Source organism: Dyella sp. PARNA 12/25, from assembly GCF_055702865.1.
The window spans coordinates 178,819-200,031 of sequence record NZ_JBVQCI010000004.1 but is presented as its reverse complement, the minus strand read 5'-3'; the positions used below and the strand labels follow the sequence as shown (position 1 = coordinate 200,031).

13 protein-coding genes are annotated in these 21,213 nt (G+C 63.5%); 5 read left to right on the top strand and 8 right to left on the bottom strand.

All coding sequences use genetic code 11. The features are described 5' to 3' along the window. Positions 1–6 precede the first annotated feature (6 nt). The gene (locus AC0GUR_RS11160; protein WP_472877550.1) at positions 7–2,034 is read right to left on the bottom strand and encodes a tetratricopeptide repeat-containing sulfotransferase family protein; all 2,028 of its coding nucleotides are present in this window, start codon (positions 2,032–2,034) and stop codon (positions 7–9) included. 544 nt (positions 2,035–2,578) lie between these two features. On the opposite strand from AC0GUR_RS11160, the gene AC0GUR_RS11155 reads away from it, so the two are divergent. Together AC0GUR_RS11155 and AC0GUR_RS11150 are read left to right on the top strand one after the other, a co-directional pair. Beyond that, positions 2,579–5,263, top strand: a complete 2,685-nt coding sequence (locus AC0GUR_RS11155; RefSeq protein ID WP_472877549.1) for a M1 family metallopeptidase — start codon at positions 2,579–2,581, stop codon at positions 5,261–5,263. Between the two features lie 172 nt (positions 5,264–5,435). Next, complete coding sequence (locus tag AC0GUR_RS11150; protein ID WP_472877548.1) at positions 5,436–9,563, top strand: hypothetical protein; 4,128 nt, start codon at positions 5,436–5,438, stop codon at positions 9,561–9,563. Between the two features lie 49 nt (positions 9,564–9,612). On the opposite strand, the gene AC0GUR_RS11145 is transcribed toward AC0GUR_RS11150, so the two are convergent. From AC0GUR_RS11145 to AC0GUR_RS11120, 6 genes are all read right to left on the bottom strand, one after another. Next, entirely contained in the window at positions 9,613–10,629 is a 1,017-nt protein-coding gene (locus AC0GUR_RS11145; RefSeq protein WP_472877547.1) for an NADP-dependent oxidoreductase, read from the bottom strand. 14 nt (positions 10,630–10,643) lie between these two features. After that, on the bottom strand, positions 10,644–11,432 hold the full coding sequence (locus AC0GUR_RS11140) for an SDR family oxidoreductase (protein WP_472877546.1): 789 nt from the start codon (positions 11,430–11,432) through the stop codon (positions 10,644–10,646). A 16-nt stretch (positions 11,433–11,448) separates the two neighbouring features. Beyond that, positions 11,449–12,219 (bottom strand): SDR family oxidoreductase, encoded by a 771-nt coding sequence (locus tag AC0GUR_RS11135; RefSeq protein ID WP_472877545.1) that lies wholly within the window; start codon positions 12,217–12,219, stop codon positions 11,449–11,451. A 112-nt stretch (positions 12,220–12,331) separates the two neighbouring features. After that, on the bottom strand, positions 12,332–13,021 hold the full coding sequence (locus tag AC0GUR_RS11130) for a histidine phosphatase family protein (RefSeq protein ID WP_472877544.1): 690 nt from the start codon (positions 13,019–13,021) through the stop codon (positions 12,332–12,334). Positions 13,022–13,024: 3 nt separating this feature from the next. After that, positions 13,025–14,092, bottom strand: a complete 1,068-nt coding sequence (locus AC0GUR_RS11125; protein ID WP_472877543.1) for a phosphotransferase family protein — start codon at positions 14,090–14,092, stop codon at positions 13,025–13,027. Next, positions 14,089–15,318 carry an acyl-CoA dehydrogenase family protein gene (locus tag AC0GUR_RS11120; protein WP_472877542.1) on the bottom strand — a complete coding sequence of 410 codons (1,230 nt, stop codon included), beginning with the start codon at positions 15,316–15,318 and terminating at the stop codon, positions 14,089–14,091. The genes AC0GUR_RS11125 and AC0GUR_RS11120 overlap by 4 nt, the downstream gene beginning before the upstream one ends. Before the next feature lie 194 nt (positions 15,319–15,512). Here AC0GUR_RS11120 and AC0GUR_RS11115 point away from each other — a divergent pair, with 194 nt between their 5' ends. The 3 genes from AC0GUR_RS11115 (at position 15,513) to prmC (ending at position 19,099) form a co-directional block, all read left to right on the top strand. Further along, positions 15,513–16,433, top strand: a complete 921-nt coding sequence (locus AC0GUR_RS11115; protein WP_472877541.1) for a LysR family transcriptional regulator — start codon at positions 15,513–15,515, stop codon at positions 16,431–16,433. 61 nt (positions 16,434–16,494) lie between these two features. Further along, a complete protein-coding gene (locus tag AC0GUR_RS11110; RefSeq protein ID WP_472877540.1) occupies positions 16,495–18,171 on the top strand; it encodes an FAD-dependent oxidoreductase in 1,677 nt (558 codons plus the stop codon). Positions 18,172–18,274: 103 nt separating this feature from the next. After that, entirely contained in the window at positions 18,275–19,099 is an 825-nt protein-coding gene (prmC, locus tag AC0GUR_RS11105; RefSeq protein WP_472877539.1) for a peptide chain release factor N(5)-glutamine methyltransferase, read from the top strand. 198 nt (positions 19,100–19,297) lie between these two features. Here prmC and dxs read toward each other — a convergent pair whose 3' ends face one another. Next, positions 19,298–21,187, bottom strand: coding sequence for a 1-deoxy-D-xylulose-5-phosphate synthase (gene dxs / locus AC0GUR_RS11100; RefSeq protein WP_472877538.1), 1,890 nt, complete (start codon positions 21,185–21,187; stop codon positions 19,298–19,300). Between the last annotated feature and the right edge of the window lie 26 nt (positions 21,188–21,213).

Sequence of the window (21,213 nt, the reverse complement as noted above, 5' to 3'; positions counted from 1 at the left end):
TGTCTGTTATGTCGCCTCGCATGTCGGTGGCTCGGGATAGCTCCCCAGCACCGGCCCCAATACCTCCTTCAACGGTGCCAGCCATGGCTCGTAGTGCCGCCAGTGATCTACGCCTTCGCGGTAGATCGGCTGACGCACCTGTTCCGAACTCGCTGTGCGTACCGGCCGCGCGTTCTCGAAGAACTGCAGACAGGACGCCTCGAACGGCAGGCCGCAGTAATCGAGCAGACGCCGAATCTCCCCTTCGGTGTCCTCGACCATGCGTTCGTAAATGACGCGATGGATGCGGCCTGGCAGCACCGCGTCGAAATGGGCCATCAGCGACACGTAGTCGCGGTAGTAGCGTCCGATGTCTTCAAGGCTGTAGCTGAAGCTCTGGCCGCGCGCGAAGTGCTGCTTGAACCCCGAGAAACAGCAGGCGAGGGGGTGGCGGCGCGCATCGATGATCCTGGCATTGGGCAGCATCAAGTGGATCAGGCCGATGTGCATGAAGTTGTTCGGCATCTTGTCGATGAACAGCGGTGCCGAAGTCTTGCGATGAATGCGAGTATGGTCGAGGTAGCGTTGTCCGAGGTCGCGAAGTGCCTTGGCATCGAGCGTGGCAAGCACGTCGTGGTAAGGCACGGTGCTTTCAGCGTCGCCTTGCTCGCGCAGTACGCGCGTAATCGAGGTGATCTCCGGCAGCTCCATCGTGCCTTCGACCTGGCTGTGGCTGGAGAGGATCTGCTCGATAAGCGTTGAGCCGGAGCGCGGCAAGCCGACAATGAAAATGGGGTCGCGGGCATCACTACCGATGCGGGCGCGAGCATCGAAGAACTCGCGTGTATAGCGCCGCTGGATATGACGCACGCGAGCACGGGTGTCATCCGCGCTGTAGCGAAGCTGCCCTTGGCGTATCGCGTTGCCGTGCGCGTAATGCTGGAACGAAGGCGCGTAGTCGCCGGTATCTTCCAGCGCCTTGCCGATGGCAAAGGCGAGATGAAGCCGGTCGTCGTCGCCCAGATCGGTGCGCGCGAATTGCTGGCGCATCGTCGCCAGATCATCGGCGCCGAAACGGAAGGTTTTGAGATTGGCCAGACTCCACCAGATCTCGCCGCATGACGGCTCCAGTGCCAGTCCACGGCGATACGCATCAATGGCGCGATCAGCGTAACCCGCGGTTTTCAGCGCGTGGCCGTAGCTCATCCACATGCGCGGGAAGCGCGCGTCTCGGCTGAGCAGGTCGCCGTAGATATGAATGGCGGGCTCATAGTCGCCAATGCGGCACAACACGGCTGCCTTCAGGTTGAGATAGCCCGCGTGATCGGGCTCCGCGGCCAGCAGCTCATCGATTTCCGCCAGTGCCAACTCCGGTTGGTTGCTGCGATGAAGCATCAGCGCATAGTTGAAGCGCGCGGCGGCAAAGCCCGGTGCCAGGGCCAGGCAGCGCTCGAGCAGATCGCGAGCATGGTCATGTCGACCAAGGCGAGCGGCCACTTCAGCCGACATGCGCAGCGCCGCGACATCCGTCGGTGCCAGCTTCAGTTGTTCGTGCAGTAGTGCTTCCGCCTCGGGCAAGCGTTGCTCCGCCAGCGCTGACGCCGCGGCGAGCAAACGCGGATCGCGTGCGGCGTGGCGCACGTGGTGCGTATAGGCTTCATTGGCGGCGATATGATCGCCCACCGTCGCCAGGCCATCGGCCAGTGCACGCCATACCTGCGGCAGATCCGCCTTCAACGCTGCCGCCCTGCGCAGCGCGTCGATCGCTTCGCGATGCCGCCCCGCCTGGCCTAGCGCCAGACCGAGATCATAGTGAGCAAGCGACCACGCGGGCTGTTTGCGGGTCAACGGCAGCAGGATCTCGATGGCGCCCTGCGGATCGCCTTGCGCGGATCGCGCCGCCGCGAGCAGCTGCAGCGCCGCCGGGTGTTCTGGAACCACCTTCAGGATTTCCGTCGCCTGTTCTGCCGCCAGCGTCGGCTGGTTCTCGAGCAGGTGTGCCGTGTGTTGCAGTGCTTGTTGCAGCGTGCCGGTCGCTTCGTCCTGAGCCCTCATGCGTGACGCACCGTTGGCGGTGCTTTGCGTTTATCGGGGCGGAGCATCGTGCAGTTCGGCGCAGGTACGGCGTAATGCATAAGGCGACAGCGACTCCTGGGCAACGGCGAAGACACACGTCGGGCGCGAGGCGGTGGGCCTCATTGACGCTACCTTGGGGTAATCAGAAACCCGCTATGCAGTGAGACCTTTCATGAGTGCCGGCTGTGGTCACTGGTATCTCGCAGGGTTTGCGAGATGGCTGATCGCGGTTCCAGTGAAGCCGACAAGAAAGGTTTCATCTCACGCCCTGGGCTGCTCTGCGGTGGAAGCCCCACCCTACGCCCGGCTCTGGTGGGGTGGATATCGGAAAATGTCAGAGGGAAGGCGCATGGTTGCGGAGCAGCGACGCCCGTCACAGTCAGGCGTTAAGTGGGACTGACACGGGGCTTGCGGCTGCGCGGTTGTGGGGTGTCGCCGGAGGCCATGCCTTCTGGCACTGGGTCATGAGTCATGGCTCCACCTAGCGTTCGTAGTTTGTCAGTCCCCAGGGGAGCTCCCTCGCATGCATCGTCTTGTTCGCCCACTTGTTCTCACCGCTCTGGCCGCCTGCTGCGGCGCAGCCCTGGCCGCGCCAGCTGCCGACGACCAGCCGCATGGCCGTCTGCCGGGTTGGGCGCAGCCCGAGTCGTATCAGCTCGACTTCAAGGTGGATCCGCGTCAGAAGGATTTCTCCGGCACCACCACCATCAAGGTCAAGCTGGCGCAGGCGTCAGATCACCTGTGGCTGCATGGTCGCGAGCTGAAGGTAGGCAAGGTCACGGTGACCGATGCAGCGGGCAAGGCCCGCGCCGGCAAATACGTGGACGTGGCGCCGCAGGAAGGTGTGGTGCGCATCGACTTCGGCGGCACGCTGAAGCCGCAGGAGCTCACCCTGGCCATCGAATACACCGCGCCGCTCAATCAGCAGCTGCAAGGCCTGTACAAGGTGAGTCACGAGGGGCAGCCATATGCGATGACGCAGATGGAACCCATCAGTGCGCGCTACGCGTTCCCGGGCTTCGACGAGCCCGCGTTCAAGACACCGTTCGATATCCGCCTGACCATCCCCAACGACGAAGTGGGCGTGGCCAATACCAAACAGGTGAAAGAAGTGCCTGCCGGTGAGGGCTGGAAAACAGTGACCTTCTCCACCACCAAGCCGCTGCCGACGTATCTGGTCGCGTTTGGCGTGGGTCCTTGGGACGTGGTGAAGGGGCCCGATATTTCGCCGACTGAGCACCGCACGCAGGTGCTGGAACTGCGTGGCATCGCCGCCAAGGGCGAAGGCCACCGCATGCAGCACGTGTTGAGCGAAACGCCGAGCATCATCCACACCCTGGAGAACTACTACGGCTTCGGTTATCCGTGGGACAAGCTCGACCTGCTCGCCGCGCCGGACTTCTCTGCCGGCGCCATGGAGAACCCGGGCCTGGTCACCTTCCGCGACTGGCTGCTGCTGCTCGATCCCGATTCCCCGGCCCACTACGTGCGTAGTTCGTTCGACGTCACTGCGCATGAGCTGGCCCACCAGTGGACCGGCGACACGGTGACCATGGAATGGTGGGACGACCTGTGGCTCAACGAGGCATTCGCTACCTGGATGCAGCAGAAGGTGACCCAGAAGGTGCACCCGGAATACCGCGCCGATCTCGATCGGGTGCGTGGTGCGCAGGGTGCGATGAACGGTGACAGCCTGGTCACCACGCGTAAGATCCGCCAACCGATCACCGGCAACGGCGACATCGAAACCGCGTTCGACGGCATCACCTACCAGAAGGGTGCGGCCGTGCTCGGCATGTTCGAAGGCTACGTCGGCGAGTCGACGTTCCAGAAGGGCATGCGTGCCTATATCCAGGATCACAAGTTCGGCAATGCCACCGCGGATGACCTGATCAACTCCATCGCCAAGGCCGCCGACAAGGGCAGCGATTTCAACCAGGCCTTCAAGAGCTTCCTCAACCAGCCGGGCGTGCCGTATGTGCAGACCCAGCTGACGCAGGAAGACGGCAAGACCGTGCTGCACCTGAGTCAGAGCCGTTATCTGCCGGTGGGCAGCAAGGGCAACGACAAGCAGGTGTGGGGCGTGCCGATGTGCGTGCGCTATGGCACTGCCGACGGCAGCAAGGTGAGCTGCGAACTGCTGGACAAGGCGCAGGGCATCATGGTGCTGAGCGGCGCCAGCAACCCGACCTGGGTGCTGCCCAATGCCAACGGCACCGGCTACTACCGCTTTGCCATGGCCAAGAACGATCTGGTCAGCCTGGGCAAGCAGATCGGCAAGCTCGACGATGCCGAGCAGCTCGCCTACGCCGACGCGGTGTTTGCCAGTTTCAAGCATGGCGATCTCGATGCCGGCAGCGTGCTCGCCGCACTCAAGCCGCTGACGACATCGAAGACTCGCGAAGTCGCCACGGCGCCGCTGTCCAGCTTCAACTGGATCTACAAAAACCTTGCGCAGACCGACGCACAGCGCGCCAAGCTTGCCGCGTGGGCCACGGATGCGTACCTGCCGCGTATGAAGCAACTCGGCTACCAGCGCAAGGCCAACGAGGCAGACAGCGATACGCTGCTGCGCAATGCGCTGGCTGACGAGCTGGCCCTGGTGGTGAAGGTGCCGGAAGTGCGCGCCGCGCTGCTCAAGCAAGGCGATGCGGCGCTGAAGCGCAAGGCCGACGGCCGCCTCGACCTGGCAGCCGCCGATCACGACCTGCTGGATTCCGCCCTCGCTGTCGCCGTGCAGGAACGTGGCAAGAGCGCCGTGGACGCACTGATTGCCGAGCTGCCCCAGACCAGTGACGCGGCTTACCGCAACGCCATCCTCAGTGGTCTCAGCGAAGTCACCGATCCGGCGCTTGCGGTGCAGGTGCGCAACTTCGGCCTCGACAAGAAGGTGAAAGTGGGCGAAATGGCCATGCTGCTGCGTGGTGGTCGTGACACGCGCGCACAGCGCGATGTTTCGTGGCAGTGGGCATCCGCCAACTACGACAAGATCGTGGAGCGTACCGGCAGCTTCGCCGGCGGCCAGTTGCCGGGCCTCATGGGTGGTGGTGGTTGCTCTCAGGCAGAAGCCGATCGCCTGCAGGACTTCTTCAAGACCCGCGCCAAGGACGTGACCGGCGCCGAACGAGGCCTGGCGCAGACCAGCGAATCCACGCTGCTGTGCTCGGCACTCGCAGAGAAGCAGGATCCGGCCGCGATCCTTCGCTGATCGTTGCTGGTTCCCATCAACGCCGGGCGGTGTGAACCGTCCGGCGTTTTTTTGTGCCCATGCCAACCCCTTTTGTCCGCGAGCGTCGTTCCATGGACGAGGGTGCCTTCCGTGGCTCTTGGCCGGCACCTACACTGGGGCGGCCCAACCAGGGTAAGACAGGGAGAAAGGCATGCGTCGTCCGCGGGGATGGTTGTGGCTGCTCACGTTGCTCATGGCGCCGGCCATGGCGCAGGACGTGCCGACAGCTCTGAAGGACTGGCAGGATTGGGTGTTGCACGATGTGCCGCAACACGCATGTCCCATGCTGGCCACCAGCGGTGGCACGGTGGGTGTCAGGGAATGCGCCTGGCCGGGAAGGTTGACGCTGGATGCGGGCAAGGACGGCGCGCGCTTCAGCCTTGACGTGCATGTGGATGGGCGAAGCTGGGTGGCGCTTCCGGGTGATGCCCGCAACTGGCCCCAGCAGGTCAGCGCCGATGGCAAGCCGGTCGTGGTGCTCGATCACGGCGGTGTGCCAACGCTTCAACTCATGCCTGGCGACTACGCCATTCGCGGCACACTGCCGTGGGATAGCCGGCCTGCACGCCTGCGCGTGCCCGAGTCGATCGGGCTGGTGACGCTTACCCTGGACGGCCATGCCGTCAATCGCGTGGAGCGCAACGGTGACCAGCTCACCGTGGGTGAGGCGGCCGCTGCGCAACGCGCGGCGGATGCGCTATCGCTACGTATCTATCGCAAACTCTCCGATGGCTTGCCGGCGACACTGGAAACGCAACTGCAGTTCAAGGTCACCGGCAGTGCCCGCGAGCAACTGCTCGGCCCCGCGCTGCCCAAGGGTTTTACCGCAACCTCTTTGCAAGGCGAGTTGCCTGCACGACTCGAGAATGACGGCCGCTTGCGCGTACAGCTGCGTCCCGGTCAATGGACGCTCTCGTTGGGCGCGCGTGGCACCGATGTACTCGAACACATCAGCCTCGCATTGCCGGGTGAGCCCTGGCCCAAACAGGAATTCTGGAGCTACGCGGACAATCCCTCATGGCGCAGCACGCGCATCGAAGGGCAAGCCACTGATGCGGGTCAGGCGGATGTTCCCCCGGAATGGGATTCCTTACCCGCCTACGTGCTTGATGATGCCAATGGCCTGAGTATTGAGCAGGGCACGCGAGCAGGCGAGGGTGGGCAGGGCGATCAGGTTTCTCTGCATCGACAGCTGTGGCTGGATTTTGACGGCGGTGGCTTTATCGCTGCCGACAAACTTACCGGTGTGCTGAGGCATAGCCAGCGGCTGAATGTGTCCTCACCCTGGCAACTCATGCAGGCAGAGCAGCAAGGGACGCCGTTGCTCGTTACCACCAGCGACAATCACGGCGGCTTGGAGTTGCGACAAACGCAGCTGGATCTCTTCACAGGTCTGCGCATGCCTGAGCGCGGTGCGATGCCCAGTTCCGGTTGGCAGCTGCCGATGGAAAACATCGATGCCACGTTGCACCTTCCTTACGGCTACCGTTTGCTCGGCGCGACGGGCGCGGATCACTCGCCGGATTCGTGGATCGCGCAATGGAGCCTGCTCGATCTGTTCGTGGTCGCACTGATCGCATTGCTTGCCGGGCGTTTCCTGGGATGGCCGTGGGCCTTGGTAGCCGTCGGATTCCTGGCGCTTTCCCAGCATGAGGGCGGGGCGCCGCGCGGGACGCTGGCGGTGGCGCTTGCTCTGGCGCTGCTCATGCGTGTGCTGCCGGAGGGCCGCCTGCGTGTCTTCTCCCGCATGGGGGCAGGCGCGTTGCTCGCGCTCACCGTGCTGTGGGCGCTGCCGTTTGCGGCCACGCAGATGAGTGTTGCCTTGCATCCGCAGCTGGAGGGCGGCGGCATGGCGTCGTTCGCGCCGCAAGAACCAGCGATGAGACAGGCACAGCCGAGCAAGGCGAAGGCGATGGCGGAGGAGGCATCGACGAATGCCGAGTACGCGCCCGCTCAACCGGCACCTCCCGCACCGCCGGCTCCTCCGGCAGATCTCGCGCCCTCCAATGCGCCCATGGCGGGTTCGCCACTGCCACCACCGCCGTCACCTGAGGCCATGGCGAAGAAGCTGTCGTCGGTGACAGTCACCGGTACCCGCATCACCGCGGCAGACACCATAGGGCAGGAGCGTGACGCGCATAGCATTGTCCAGGCCGGCCGCGGTGTGCCTCAGTGGGACGTCGGCAACAACTATCGCCTGAGTTGGTCGGGGCCGATCACGTCGGACCAGACCACGCGACTGATCATTGCACCCGCATGGCTCGTGCGTCTTTTGCGCGTAGGCATGCTGGTGTTGCTGATCGGTTTGCTTGGCAAGCTGGCGCTGGCGCTGTTGCGTCCCGGCAATGCTCGCTGGCAGGGTTGGGGTTCGCGCGGGGCTGCTGCTGTATTGCTGGCATTGACCCTGTTGCCACATGGCGTGCATGCCCAGAACCTGCCCGATGAGCAGCTGCTCAATCAGCTACGCGGTCGCCTTACCGAGGCACCCAAATGCGCGCCCGATTGTGTGGCTGTTGCCCAGGCCATGCTGCAGGCAAAAAGCGACAGTGTGGCGCTGGACCTGGAGATTCACGCCGGCGCGCCAGTGGCCGTGCCGTTGCCGCAAGGCGACGATGCCTTGCAGCTGGTGTCCGTGACGATGGATGGACGCGATGCCACGCTGTCACACCGAGCCGATGCTCTGCTGGTGGCACTTGATCGTGGCGTGCATCGTCTCTCGCTGCGCTACCGCGTGGCGTCCGTGGACACCACCAGCCTGCGCTTTACGCTGCGACCACAGCGCGTGGTGTTCCAGGGCGAAGGCTGGGAACCCAGTGGGCTAGACGATACACGCCTGCTCGGCGACAGCCTCACGCTCAATCGCGTGCGGGCTTCAGCGGACGGCCAAAGCACCGATGCCGTGGCACAGGTGTTTCCGCCCTATGTGAAATTGACCCGGACGCTCCAGCTGGGCAACGAGTGGAACGTCACCAACACGGTCGAACGACTGGCGCCCTTCGATGCTGGCTTCAGCCTCGAGTTGCCTTTGCTGCCGGGTGAGCATCCGCTGGGCGACAACGTGCGCGTGCGCGACGGCCACATCAGCGTCACCTTCAACGTGGGCCAGAGTCGAGTGGGCTGGAACAGCCGCATCGATCGCACGGACGCTTTCACGCTGAAAGCGCCGGCCCTTGGTGATCGTGCCGAACAGTGGGTGTTGCAGGCCGCGCCTATCTGGCATCTGGATGCAGCGGGCGTGCCGCCGAGCCTCAGTGACGATGGCTTGCTGTTCCAGCCACTACCTGGCGAGAGCCTGCAGGTGCACGTCACGCAACCGAAGGCCATCGCGGGCGACAGCCTTGCCTTCGATCAGGTGGAGATAGAAAGCCAGGTCGGTGACCGCACCACGGAGAGCAAGCTTACGCTGGTCGCGCGCAGTACGCGTGGCGGCGAGCATGCCATTGTTCTTCCTGCCGGCGCCGAACTGTTGGGGGCCTGGCGTGACGATGCGTCGGTCAGTCTCGCCATCCGCGACGGCAAGATCAGCCTGCCGATGTTGCCGGGAGAGCATCGTTACACGCTTCGCCTGCGCGAGCCGAACGGGGTGTCGCTATGGGGGCGTACGCCGTCGCTGGCGCTGGGTGCGCCCGCGGCGAATGTCGCGATCACGCAGGCCTTGCCCGAGAGTCGATGGGTGCTATGGACGTGGGGCCCGACCATGGGCCCAGCCGTCACTTACTGGTCGCAGCTCGTCGTATTGTTGTTGGCCGCATGGCTATTGGCCCGCTACGCACCGACACCGCTGCGCTTCCATCACTGGCTGTTGCTTGGCTTGGGCTTTTCGGCCTTCGCGTGGGGCGCGTATGCCCTGGTAGTGGCATGGCTGATCCTGCTGGGCCTGCGCGCGCGCCACGTGATGCCAGAGCGGTTCGGCAGGAGTTTCAACCTGACGCAGATCGGCCTGGCGTTGGTGACCCTGCTGGCCATCGCGGTGCTGGTGTCTGCCGTGCCCAAGGGATTGCTGGGGCTACCTGATATGCACATTGCCGGCAACGACTCCACCGCGTCGCAACTCCACTGGTTTGCCGACCAAACCGACAACGCGCTGCCGCAGGCGGGCGTATTCAGCGTGTCGCTGTGGGTCTACAAGATCGCCATGCTGTTGTGGGCACTGTGGCTCGCCAATGCGCTGATCGGCTGGTTGCGCTGGGGCTTTGAAGCTTGGAGCCGTGGTGGCTACTGGCGGCCACGCAAGCCGAAAATGGAAGAACCTCCACCGGTGCCTGAAGCATCTGAGTAAACAAGAAGGGCGCCGATGGCGCCCTTCTTGTTCGTGCAGTAGTGCCGACTCACGTATCGTCCGCCACTTTCAACACCAGCTTGCCCATATGGCTGCCGTCGAACAGGCGGTTGAGCACTAGCGGCGCGTTTTCGAGCCCGTCGGCGACCGTTTCACCGGCCTTGATCTTGCCGCTGATGACCCAGCTCACCAGATCGTTCACAGCGCGCGGCTGGTCTTTGTAATCGAAGGCGAGGAAGCCGCGCACGGTGAGTCGTTTGACAATGATGACGCCGTAGTCGTCGGCGGGCTTGCCGCCGCTCGCGTAATTGGCGATGAGGCCGCACAACGCGACGCGGCCGCCGTTGACCATGCGCGATAGCACCGCGCGCATCACCGGTCCGCCCACGTTCTCAAAGTTCACGTGTACGCCGTCGGGCGTGGCTTGCGCAAGCTTCTGCTTGAAGTCGTCGGCCTTGTAGTCGACGGCGGCGTCGAAGCCGAGATCTTCGACAAGGTGACGACACTTCTCGGCGCCACCCGCGATGCCCACCACGCGCGCGCCGCGCAGCTTGCCGATCTGCCCGGCGATGGAGCCCACCGATCCCGCGGCCGCGGAGACGACCAGTGTTTCGCCGGCTTCGACCGGCGCGATCTCGGTGAGGCCGTAGTACGCGGTGATGCCGCTGAAGCCGCACGCGCCCAACAGCGTGGGCAGCGCGACTGGCGGTTTGGATGGCAGTTTTACCCAGTAGCCCATCTTGCCCTCGTCGATCAGGGCGTAGTCCTGCCAACCCACCAGGCCTTGCACGAGGTCGCCCACGGCATAGTTTTTCGACGTTGACGCCACCACACGGCCAATGCCAACACCGCGCATCACTTCGCCGATGGCCACCGGCGGCATGTACTGCGGGATATCACTCATCCACACGCGATTGGTGGGATCCATGGAGATATACAGCACGCGCACCAACGCCTGGCCTTCCGCCAGTTCTGCCGTTGGTGTTTCGCGCAGTTCAAAGTTGTCGAGGCGCACCAGGCCCTCGGGGCGAGTCTTCAGCAGCAGTTGGCGATTGGTGAAGGGCATGCATATTCTCCCGGTCAGACGGCGCGAGCGCCGCCGTCGATCACAAGTTCAGTGGCGGTGACATAACGGCTTTCATCGCTGGCGAGATAGAGCACGGCATAGGCCACGTCGTCTGGCTCGCCGAGGCGATGCATCGGAATGCCACGCACCAGCTTCTTGGTTGCTTCCTCTTCGCCGAGCTTGTCGAAGAACGGCTTGACGATGCCGGTGCGGATAAAGGCCGGGTGGATCGAGTTGCAGCGCACGTCGATCTTCTGGCGTGTGCAATCCATCGCCACCGATTTGGTCAGTACGGCAACGGCGGCCTTGGAGGTGTTGTACGCGGTGTAGTCCGGGTCGATCTTGAATGCCGCCAGCGAGGAGATGTTGACGATGGATGCGGGCTGCGCATCGCGTAGGTACGGCATCGCGTACTTGCAACCAAGCATGACGCTGTCGACGTTGACGCTCATGACGCGATGCCATTCCTTCAGCTCAATGCGCTCGATGCCGCCCAGCGAACCGATGCCGGCGTTGTTGACCAGCACCGATAGTCCACCCATGGCCTTGGCTGCTTCGGCCAGGGTGTGCTGCCACATGGCTTCGTCGCTCACGTCCTGGGTTGCTGACCATGCGACCTGGGCCCCGTTTTCCGCGTTGATATCCGCCGCCACGGCCGCGACCGTGTCGCCTTGGATATCGGTCAGGAAGACCCTGGCGCCATGACGCGCAAGCATGCGTGCCGAAGCGGCGCCAAGCCCACCGGCGGCACCGGTAACGAAGGCGCGTTTGCCTGCAGCGCGCGGAGGAAGAGTCGACGTCATAGGGTGCTCCTTGGCATCAAACGCAGAGGTAGCCGCCATCGACATTCAGCACCGCACCGGTGGTGTACGAGGCCGCATCGGAGGCGAGGTAGAGAACAGCTCCTGCCATTTCGGAGGGCTGCGCCACGCGCCGCATCGGCACGTGCGCCAACGCCTGCTTGAGAATGGCGGGCGTGTTCACCAGTACCGAGGCGAATTTGGTATCGGTCAGGCCCGGCAGCAGCGCGTTGCAGCGTACGCCCTGTTCGGCGCATTCGACGGCGAACGCCTTGGTCATCGAGATCACCGCGGCCTTGGTGATTGAATAGATGCCTTGCTGCACGCCGGGCACCACGCCGTTTACCGATGCGACATTGACGATCGATCCCCCGCCATTCTTCGCCATCAGGCGGGCGCCGTGGGTGGACATGTAGAAGTAGCCTCGGATGTTTACGTCCACGGTCTTTTGGAAGACTGACGGTTCCGTATCCAGAATGTGGCCAAAGAATGGATTGGTCGCCGCGTTGTTGACCAGGATATTCAGACGTCCGTGGTTCTTCTCGACGTGTTCAAAGAGCGCGGCAATCTGCTCCATCTCGCCGATATGGCAGGCAATGGCTTCAGCTGAGCCACCCTCGGCGGCAATGGCATCGACGACGGTCTGGCAGTCGACCTGGCGACGGCTGGATACGACCACATGGGCACCGTGTGCAGCAAGCAGTTTGGCGATCTCCGCGCCGATGCCGCGACTGGCGCCGGTGACGATGGCGACTTTTCCGGTGAGGTCAAACGTGGCGGGTGTGGTCATGACGGGATTCCTGAAGGTCGCAAGGTTTTCGGGGCGCTTCGTTGCTGCCGTCATTCCGGCCTGCGCCGGAATGACGAGTAAGTGCAAACTGTTGCAAGTGTGAGAAGTCGGTTCATCGCATCGTCACCAATGCGTCGTTCCCAGCGCGTTCCAGATGCGGCCACATGTTGTAAGTCATCAACGTGGTACCGCGTGAACCTAGTCGCAGGCGCGTGATGCCGGTGTTCACCAGCGGCCAGCTGAGCTTGAAGGTGCGTGCCAGCGGGGTGCCAAGCAATGCACCGGTCATCACTGCAATCGGTCCACCGGAAGTAAAGGCCAGGATGGTGCGAGCGGGGTGGTCGGCGAGTTGTTGCTGCGCCTCCAGCACGTTGGATCGAAAGGCGCCCCAGCTGAGGCGGTAGTCGGCGTCGTGGTCGCCACTCACCCAGCGCGCGATGGCGTCAGCGAAAAGCTGCTGGAAGTCGCGATGCGGATTCGCGCACTGTTTCAATTCCGCATGCAGTGCACCAGGGCCCGCAAGGTCAGGGCGAAGGCGTGCCAGTAATTCGTGGTGATCGACTTCATCGAGGCCGGGCAGCAGCACGGGCGGTGTCCCGATACCAGCCGCTTGCAGGCAACGCGTCGCTGTATCGCGATGCCGAACGCGGGGACCGATCGCCACGAGGTCTGGCTGGATGCCGCAATCGGTCAGCCATCGGCCCAATAGGCGGGATTGTTCCTCACCGGTGGGCGAGAGCTGATCGTAGTCTTCAGCGCTGAAACTCGCCTGACCATGGCGTATCAACCAGAGCTCACGCATCGCTCAGCTTTCCATCGCCATCAGCCGACGGCAGCGCGTGCCCATGTAACGGGCGGCGTCACCAAATCCCGCAAATTGGGGATTGGTAGTTTGGCCCAGAGCGTAACGCCGATAGATCTGCTGGATGATCACCATCAGACGGAACAGGCCAAACACTTCGTAGAAGCCGAAGCGCGACACATCCAGCCCCATGCGTTCGCCGTAGTAGGCAACGACTTCTTTGCGCGTCAGCATGCCTGGCTCGTGCGTGGGCTGGCGGCGGAATGACTGGAATACCGGGTCGTCGTCGGCTTGCACCCAATAAGCGAGCGAGCCGCCGAGATCCATCAGCGGATCGCCGATAGTGGCCATTTCCCAGTCGAGCACGCCAATGAGGTCGAGCGGATCTTCGGGTGCCAGTACCACATTGTCGAAACGGTAGTCGTTGTGGATGACGCAACTGGCGTTGTCGCGCGCCGGCTGGTGGGCGTCGAGCCAGGCGAGTACGTCATCGCACGGGTCGGAGCCTTCCGTCGCGGCTTGACGCCAGCGATCACTCCAGCCTGCCACCTGACGGGCAATGTAACCCTCGCCCTTGCCGAGGTCTTTCAGATCGGGCTGCGCGGTATCCACCTGGTGCAATTCGATCAGGCGGTCGATGAAGCCCAGGCAGAGCTTGTGTACTTGGTCGCGGTCGAGCCCTAGTGCTGGCGGCAGGTCACGACGCAGGATGGTGCCGTTCAGGCGTTCCATCACGTAGAAGTCCTGGCCGATAAGGCTCGCGTCGTCGCAGCGCGCGAGGATGGCGGGCACATAAGGGTAGCTCGCCTTCAGCGCATGCATCACTCGCGCTTCGCGCAACATGTCGTGCGCGGATTTTGCCTTGGCGCCGCGTGGCGGTTGTCGCAGCACCAGTTCGCGATTTGCGTAGCTGAGAAGGTAGGTGAGGTTGGATGCGCCGCCGGGAAACTGTGTGACGGTGGGCACGCCTTCGAGGCCGTCGATGTGTTGCCTGATAAAGGCATCGACGCGCGCCACATCGAACGCATCTTCCTCACGCACTGGGCGCGCCTGATCCGGGGTGGCGGTCATGCGTGCGTCTCCTGGGTTCGCTGGGCTTTTGCTTCAAGCTTGGCGATGACGGCACGGTGAACTTCGTCGGGGCCGTCGGCCATGCGGAGCACACGTGCATAAGCGTACAGCTGGGCAAGGGGGAGATCGTCGGTGAAGCCTGCGCCGCCATGGATCTGGATAGCGGCATCGGCGGCCTGCTGCGCCACGGAAGGAACCACTACCTTGATCTGAGAGATCAGGCTCAGCGCCGCCTTGGGTCCCTGCGTATCCAACATCCAGGCGGTCTTGAGCGTAAGCAGGCGCGCCTGTTCGATGGCCATGCGCAGATGCGCCACGATATCGGCATTGCCGCCTAGTTCGAATAGCGGCTTGCCGAACGCCACCCGTGATTGCGCGCGCTGGCACAGCAGCGTCAGTGCGCGTTCGGCCGCACCCAGCGCACGCATGCAATGGTGCACGCGGCCCGGGCCCAGCCGGCCCTGCGCAATTTCGAAGCCGCGACCGATGCCGAGTATCACGTTCTCCAACGGCACGCGCACGTTGTGGAAGCTCAACTCGCCATGCCCAGCGGGTTCGTCGTAGTCGTGGAACACCGGGAGCATGCGTTCGATGCGCACGCCAGGCGTATCCAGCGGGCAGAGCACCATGCTGTGACGATGATGAGGCGCAGCCTGCGGATCGCTTAGGCCCATGAAGATCACAAAGCGACAATGCGGATGCCCGAGGCCGGTGGTCCACCACTTGCGGCCATTGAGAACCACCTCGCTGCCCTCGACATGGGCAGTGGCTTGCATGTTGGTGGCGTCAGAGGAGGCCACCTCCGGTTCAGTCATGGCGAAGCCGGAGCGGATCTCGCCGCTCAGCAGCGGCGCCAGCCAGTGTTTGTGTTGCGCGGGTGAGCCGTAGCGATGCAGCACCTCCATGTTGCCTGTGTCCGGCGCGCTGCAGTTGAACACTTCGGGCGCGATGAACGAATGGCCCATGATCTCGGCCAGCGGGGCGTACTCCAGATTGCTCAGGCTGGCGCCGTGCTCAGCGTCCGGCAGGAACAGGTTCCACAGGCCGGCGGCGCGGGCACGGGTCTTGAGCGCTTCCATTACTGGAGGCTGGCGCCATTGCCGGTGATCGGGGCCGCCGATCAGTTGCGACGCGTAGAGCGATTCAGCGGGAAGGATTTCCTCGCGCATAAAGCGGGTGAGGCGCTCGGTGAGCGCCTGGGTGCGCTCGGAGGGGCTGAAGTCCATGGGGCTCTCCTGACTTCGTTGCAGCCTACGCCTGTGTCATCCGATTATTGAAATGAATATGCTTTATGGCAGTGCATTAGTGGTGTGAATGGGTTGGTTACCCTCACCGTCTTCCTCGCTTTCGCGGGGATGACGGTGAGGGAAAGCATACCGTTCGAGAAGAGATGGGTTCGCTACCAGTAGAGAGAGACGCAATGGAACGAGACAGCCGCATCGACCTGAATCTGTTCCGCGTACTCGACGCCATCTACACCCACGGCGGCGTGAGCGCGGCGGCGCGCGTGCTGCATCTGACCCAGCCCGCCGTTACGCACGCCCTGGGTCGGTTGCGCGATCATTTGGGCGACCCTTTGTTCGTGCGTCAGGGCAATCGTCTACTCCCGACCGAGAAAGTGCGGGCGATGATGCCGGCTGTGCAGGCCCACCTGAAGGGCTTGCTGGCCAGCACCCATGCCCAGCCGCAATTCGATGCATCGCGTCTGCAGATGACCTTCGTCATCGGGTTTCGCGACATTCTCGAATCCTTTGCCTTGCCTGGCCTGATGGCGAGCATTGGCCGCGAGGCGCCAGGTGTGCGCGTGGTCAGCCGCCGTGTGGCTGCGGATGAAGTGGAGCGCGAGCTGGCCACCGGAACGCTGGATCTGGTGGTGGACCGTCCGCTACGCGCGGGCCCACGCATTGCGCATCGCCATTTGCTGGATGAAACCCTGGTGGTGGTGATGCGGCGCGACCATCCGCTGGCTACCCAGCTACGACGTGCTGATTATCTCGCCGCGGCGCACGTGGCTGTGTCACCGCTGGGTGAGCCGAACGCACTCGATCTCCTGTTGGGGCAGAACGGCATGTTTCGCGAGGTGCGCCTGGTCTGCCAGCACTACTTCTCCGCGTGCCAAATCGTGGCTGCCAGCGATCTCCTGCTGACCGTACCGCAGGCCTACGCGCATCATTTGGCCGGGTTGCTGCCGATCACCGTGCGACCCTTACCTGTTCGGGTAAAGGCGTTTCCCATCGTGGCGTACTGGCACGATTCGAAGGAAGAAGACCTCGCCCATCGCTGGTTTCGTGAGTGCGTTGTGACGGCGATTACACAAGCCATCCTGCCGACACAGGAATGACTTGCGAGTGACGTCGGCGCGGGCGCACGATGTGGAAATCCCACGAGACGAGGCGTATTGAATGTCGGCCCAGTCGTCACCGCCCGAGGTTGTCTACGACCCCACCGATCCGATGCGGCGCAGGGAGCAGATGTTTCCGCAGCTGAGCCCTGACATGGTTCGGCGCATGGCGGCATACGGGCACGAGGAGCAGATTGCGGGGGGCACGCTGCTGTTTGAACGTGGTCAGCGCGGTGTGGATTTCTTTCTGGTGCTCGACGGTTTCATCGAGATATTCGAGTTGGATCGCTTTGGCCAGCCACGCGTGTTCACCACGCACGGACCACGCCAGTTCAGCGGCGAAATGAACCTGCTTAACCAGCGCGCCATCATGGTATCGGCGCGGGCGGCGGTGGACACTCGGGTGATACGCATGCATGCGGACGAGTTCCGTCGCATGGTGGCCATGGAAGCGGATATCAGCGAAATCGTCATGCGCGCATTTATCCTGCGTCGCGTGGGGTTGATACGCACTGGCGTCGGCGGCGTCGTGCTGGTGGGGCCAGGGCGCAGTGCGGATACCTTGCGGCTGGAACGCTTCCTTGTACGCAATGGTTACCCGCACCGACTCATTGATACCGACGCCGACTCGAATGCAGACGGCTTTCTCGCGTGCTTCAATCTGAGCCCGGAACAACTACCGGTGGTGGTCTGTGCCGAGCACTGCTTTCTGCAGAATCCGACCACCGCGGAGCTGGCCGACGAACTGGGACTCACCGAAGTCATTGACCCACAGCACGTCTATGACGTCGCCGTGGTGGGTGCGGGTCCTGGTGGGCTGGCGGCAGCCGTGTACGCAGCATCTGAAGGGCTCTCCACCATTGTTGTTGAAGGCCTCGCGCCGGGTGGGCAGGCGGGTACGTCGTCAAAGATCGAGAATTACCTTGGCTTCCCCACCGGCATCTCCGGGCAGGCGCTGGCCGGTCGTGCCCAGGCGCAAGCGCAGAAGTTCGGCGCGCGCTTGGCGGTGTCGCGGCATGCCACCGGCATCGATTGCGCGGAGCTGCCTTATCGGCTGCATCTGGATGACGGGCAAAAGATCACGGCGCGCGTGATCATCGTGGCCACTGGCGCGCGCTATCGCAAACTCGATGTGCCTGGCTACGCCCGTTTCGAGGGAGCGGGCATCCATTACGCAGCGACAGCCATGGAAGGACAGCTATGCACCGATGAAGAAGTGGTGGTGGTCGGTGGCGGCAACTCCGCAGGGCAGGCGGCCGTATTTCTTTCACGCATCGCCAAACACGTGCACATCCTGGTGCGCGCCAACGGGCTGGCGGCCACCATGTCCGACTATCTGGTACAGCGCATCGCCCGGTCCTCCGACATCACCTTGCATACGCGTTGCGAAGTGACCGAGCTGGATGGCGATGACCGGTTGCACAGCGTCATCTGGCGGGATCGCGACAGCGGCGAGTTGACCCGATGCCCAGCGAGCAACATGTTCGTGATGATTGGTGCGGAGCCGAATACCGACTGGCTTACCGATTGCCTGGCGCTGGACCCCAACGGTTTCGTGCTGACCGGGCGTTGCGCCCAGGGTCACTTGCTGGAATCACCTTATGCCACCACCAAGCCCGGTATTTTCGCCGTGGGCGATGTACGCGCAGGCTCGGTCAAGCGCGTGGCGTCCAGCGTGGGGGAGGGCTCAGTGGTCATCCAGGCGGTGCATCGTTACCTGCACCCTGAAGCGGGCTGACGCAACGCGTATTGGCTCTACACTGTGCGCCTTTTGATCACGGAAACTCCGATGCCGCGCTCGTCTTTTGGCCTCATTGCCCATCCATTGCGTGGAGCATCGCGTGGCTGACGTGCGTAGCGTGTTGGGCGATGCTGCGCAGCAGCTCGGTGACCGGCTCGAAGCCGAGGTGCTGTTGGTGCATGCGCTGAACAAGCCGCGCAGCTGGCTGATCGCGCATGCGACGGATTCACTGGAGCCCACGGACATCGACGCGTTCGAAGCGCTGGTGCGGCGGCGCCAGCATGGGGAGCCGGTCGCTTACATCACCGGGCGTCGCGGCTTCTGGTCGCTGGAGCTGGAGGTGACGCCGGCGACGCTGATTCCCCGTCCGGAAACCGAATTGTTGGTGGAGTTGGCGTTGGAGCGTTTGCCGCCTGACGCGCAGGTGGTCGATCTCGGTACCGGCAGCGGCGCCATCGCGCTCGCCATCGCGCATGAGCGCCCACATGCACAGGTCACCGCCACCGATGCCAGTGCGGATGCGCTGGCGGTGGCGCAACGCAATGCGGCGAAACATGGCATGGACCGTGTGCGCTTTCTTCACGGCGACTGGTTTGCGTCACTGGCAGGCCAGCGTTTCCATATGGTGGTTTCCAATCCGCCTTACATCGAATCGGCGGACCCGCACCTACAACAAGGCGATCTGCGCTTCGAACCTGCCACGGCGCTCGCATCGGGTGTCGATGGCCTGGATGACATTCGCCGCATCGTTGAGGGCGCGCGCACGCATCTGCACTCCGGTGGTTGGTTGCTGATGGAGCACGGCTGGAATCAGGGTGAGGCGGTGCGGACCGTGTTACAGGCAGCGGGTTATCGCGAGGTATTCACGGCACAGGACCTTGAGCAGCGTGACCGCGTCAGTGGCGGTTGCTGGCATGGGCTTTGACGTGGCGCGCAAGGCGGTCATGTCGCCGTGTTGCGGAATGCGGAATGTACTCGCGCATGTGATTTAGGCTGAGCTGCCTTGCCGTCATCCCCGCTTGACCAACCTTCGGTTGTTTTAGAGCGTCTCGCGGGGATGACAGTGAGGTGTTAACCGGACTCTGCAGGTTGGCTGAGCGGGCCGTTAAATCTTAGACGGGAATCAGGCCGTGACCTGATTCAGCGTGTCGACTTGCGGAAAGCGCGCGCGAATCGCATGGCGGATGCTGGGCAGATCGAGGCCCGCCATGGTCAGTACTTCCTCGCGGCTGCCGTGTTCCAGATACACGTCGGGCAGACCCAAGTGCAGGATCGGCTTGACCACGCCATGCGCGGCCAGGCATTCGGCGACACCGCTGCCGGCACCACCGGCGACGGCGTTGTCTTCCAGCGTGACGAAAGCGTCGTGGGTCCGCGCCAGTTCGAGGATCATTGCCTCGTCCAGCGGCTTCACAAAGCGCATGTTCACCAGCGTGGCATCCAGCTCGGCAGCGATTTCGGTGGCGGGAGCGAGCATGGCGCCGAAGCTGAGCAGCGCCAGTCCACGGCCACGGCGACGCAGTTCGGCTTTGCCGATGGGCAGCGTTTCCAGTTCTTTCTGCAACGGTACGCCGAGGCCGGTGCCGCGCGGATAGCGGATGGCGGCGGGGCCGTGATACTCGAAGCCGGTGGTGAGCATCATGCGGCATTCGTTCTCGTCGGCCGGCGCCATGATCACCATGTTCGGCAGGCAGCGCAGGTACGTGAGATCGAAGCTGCCCGAGTGGGTGGCGCCGTCGGGGCCGACCACGCCTGCGCGATCGATGGCGAACGTCACGTCGAGGTTCTGGATCGACACGTCGTGGATGGCCTGGTCGTACGCGCGCTGCAGGAAGGTGGAGTAGATCGCCACCACCGGCTTGGCGCCTTCGCAGGCCATGCCGGCAGCCAGCGTCACCGCGTGCTGTTCGGCAATCGCTACGTCGAAATAGCGCTGCGGGTATTCCTTGGAAAAGCGCACCAACCCAGAACCTTCGCGCATCGCCGGCGTGATGCCCAGCAGGCGCTCATCGGCGGCGGCCATGTCGCACAGCCAGTCGCTGAAGACGTCGGTGTAGGTGGGCTTGGACGGGCCGGACTTTTTCACCAGACCCGCCTGCGGATCGAACGGGCCCACAGCGTGGTATTCGATCTGCGCCTGTTCGGCCAGGGCGTAGCCCTTGCCCTTGGTGGTGATGACGTGGAGCAGCTGCGGGCCGGGCAGACCCTTCACCGTGCGCAGAGCGGCAACCAGCTGCGGCAGGTTGTGGCCGTCGATCGGGCCGGTGTAGTGAAAGCCCAGTTCTTCGAACAGCGTGCTGGGCACGAACATACCCTTGGCGTGTTCTTCCCAGCGCTTGAAGAAGCGGCCGTAGATAGATTGCTTGGGGATCGCCTTCTTGGCGCGCTCGCGCAGCGCGTTGAGGCGGCGGCTGGACATCGCACGCGCGGCCATCTTGGTCAGTGCGCCGACGTTTTCGCTGATGGACATGCCGTTGTCGTTGAACACGACCAGCATGTTCGGCTCGACGTCACCACCGTGATTCAGCGCTTCGAACGCCATGCCGGCGGTCATCGCACCATCGCCGATCACCGCGACCACCTTGCGGTTGTCACCTTTGCGCTGCGCGGCGATTGCCATGCCCAGCGCAGCGGAGATCGAAGTGGAGGAGTGACCCACGCCGAACGTGTCGTATTCGCTTTCCTCACGACGCGGGAACGGTGCCAGGCCGTCCTTCTTCTTGATCGTGGTGATACGGTCGCGGCGCCCAGTGAGAATCTTGTGCGGGTAGCACTGGTGACCCACGTCCCACACCAGGCGATCAGTGGGCGTATCGAACACATGGTGCAGCGCCACGGTGAGTTCCACCACGCCCAGGCCTGCGCCGAAATGGCCACCGGAACTGGCGACGGACTCGATCAGGAACTCGCGCAATTCATCGGCAACGGCGGGCAGCTCCTCATCGGAGATGCGGCGCAGGTCAGCGGGCGTCTCGATGGTCGCCAGATAGGGGTAGCGGGACAGGTCGTTCATCTGCGTATTGTTGGACCAGCCGGGAG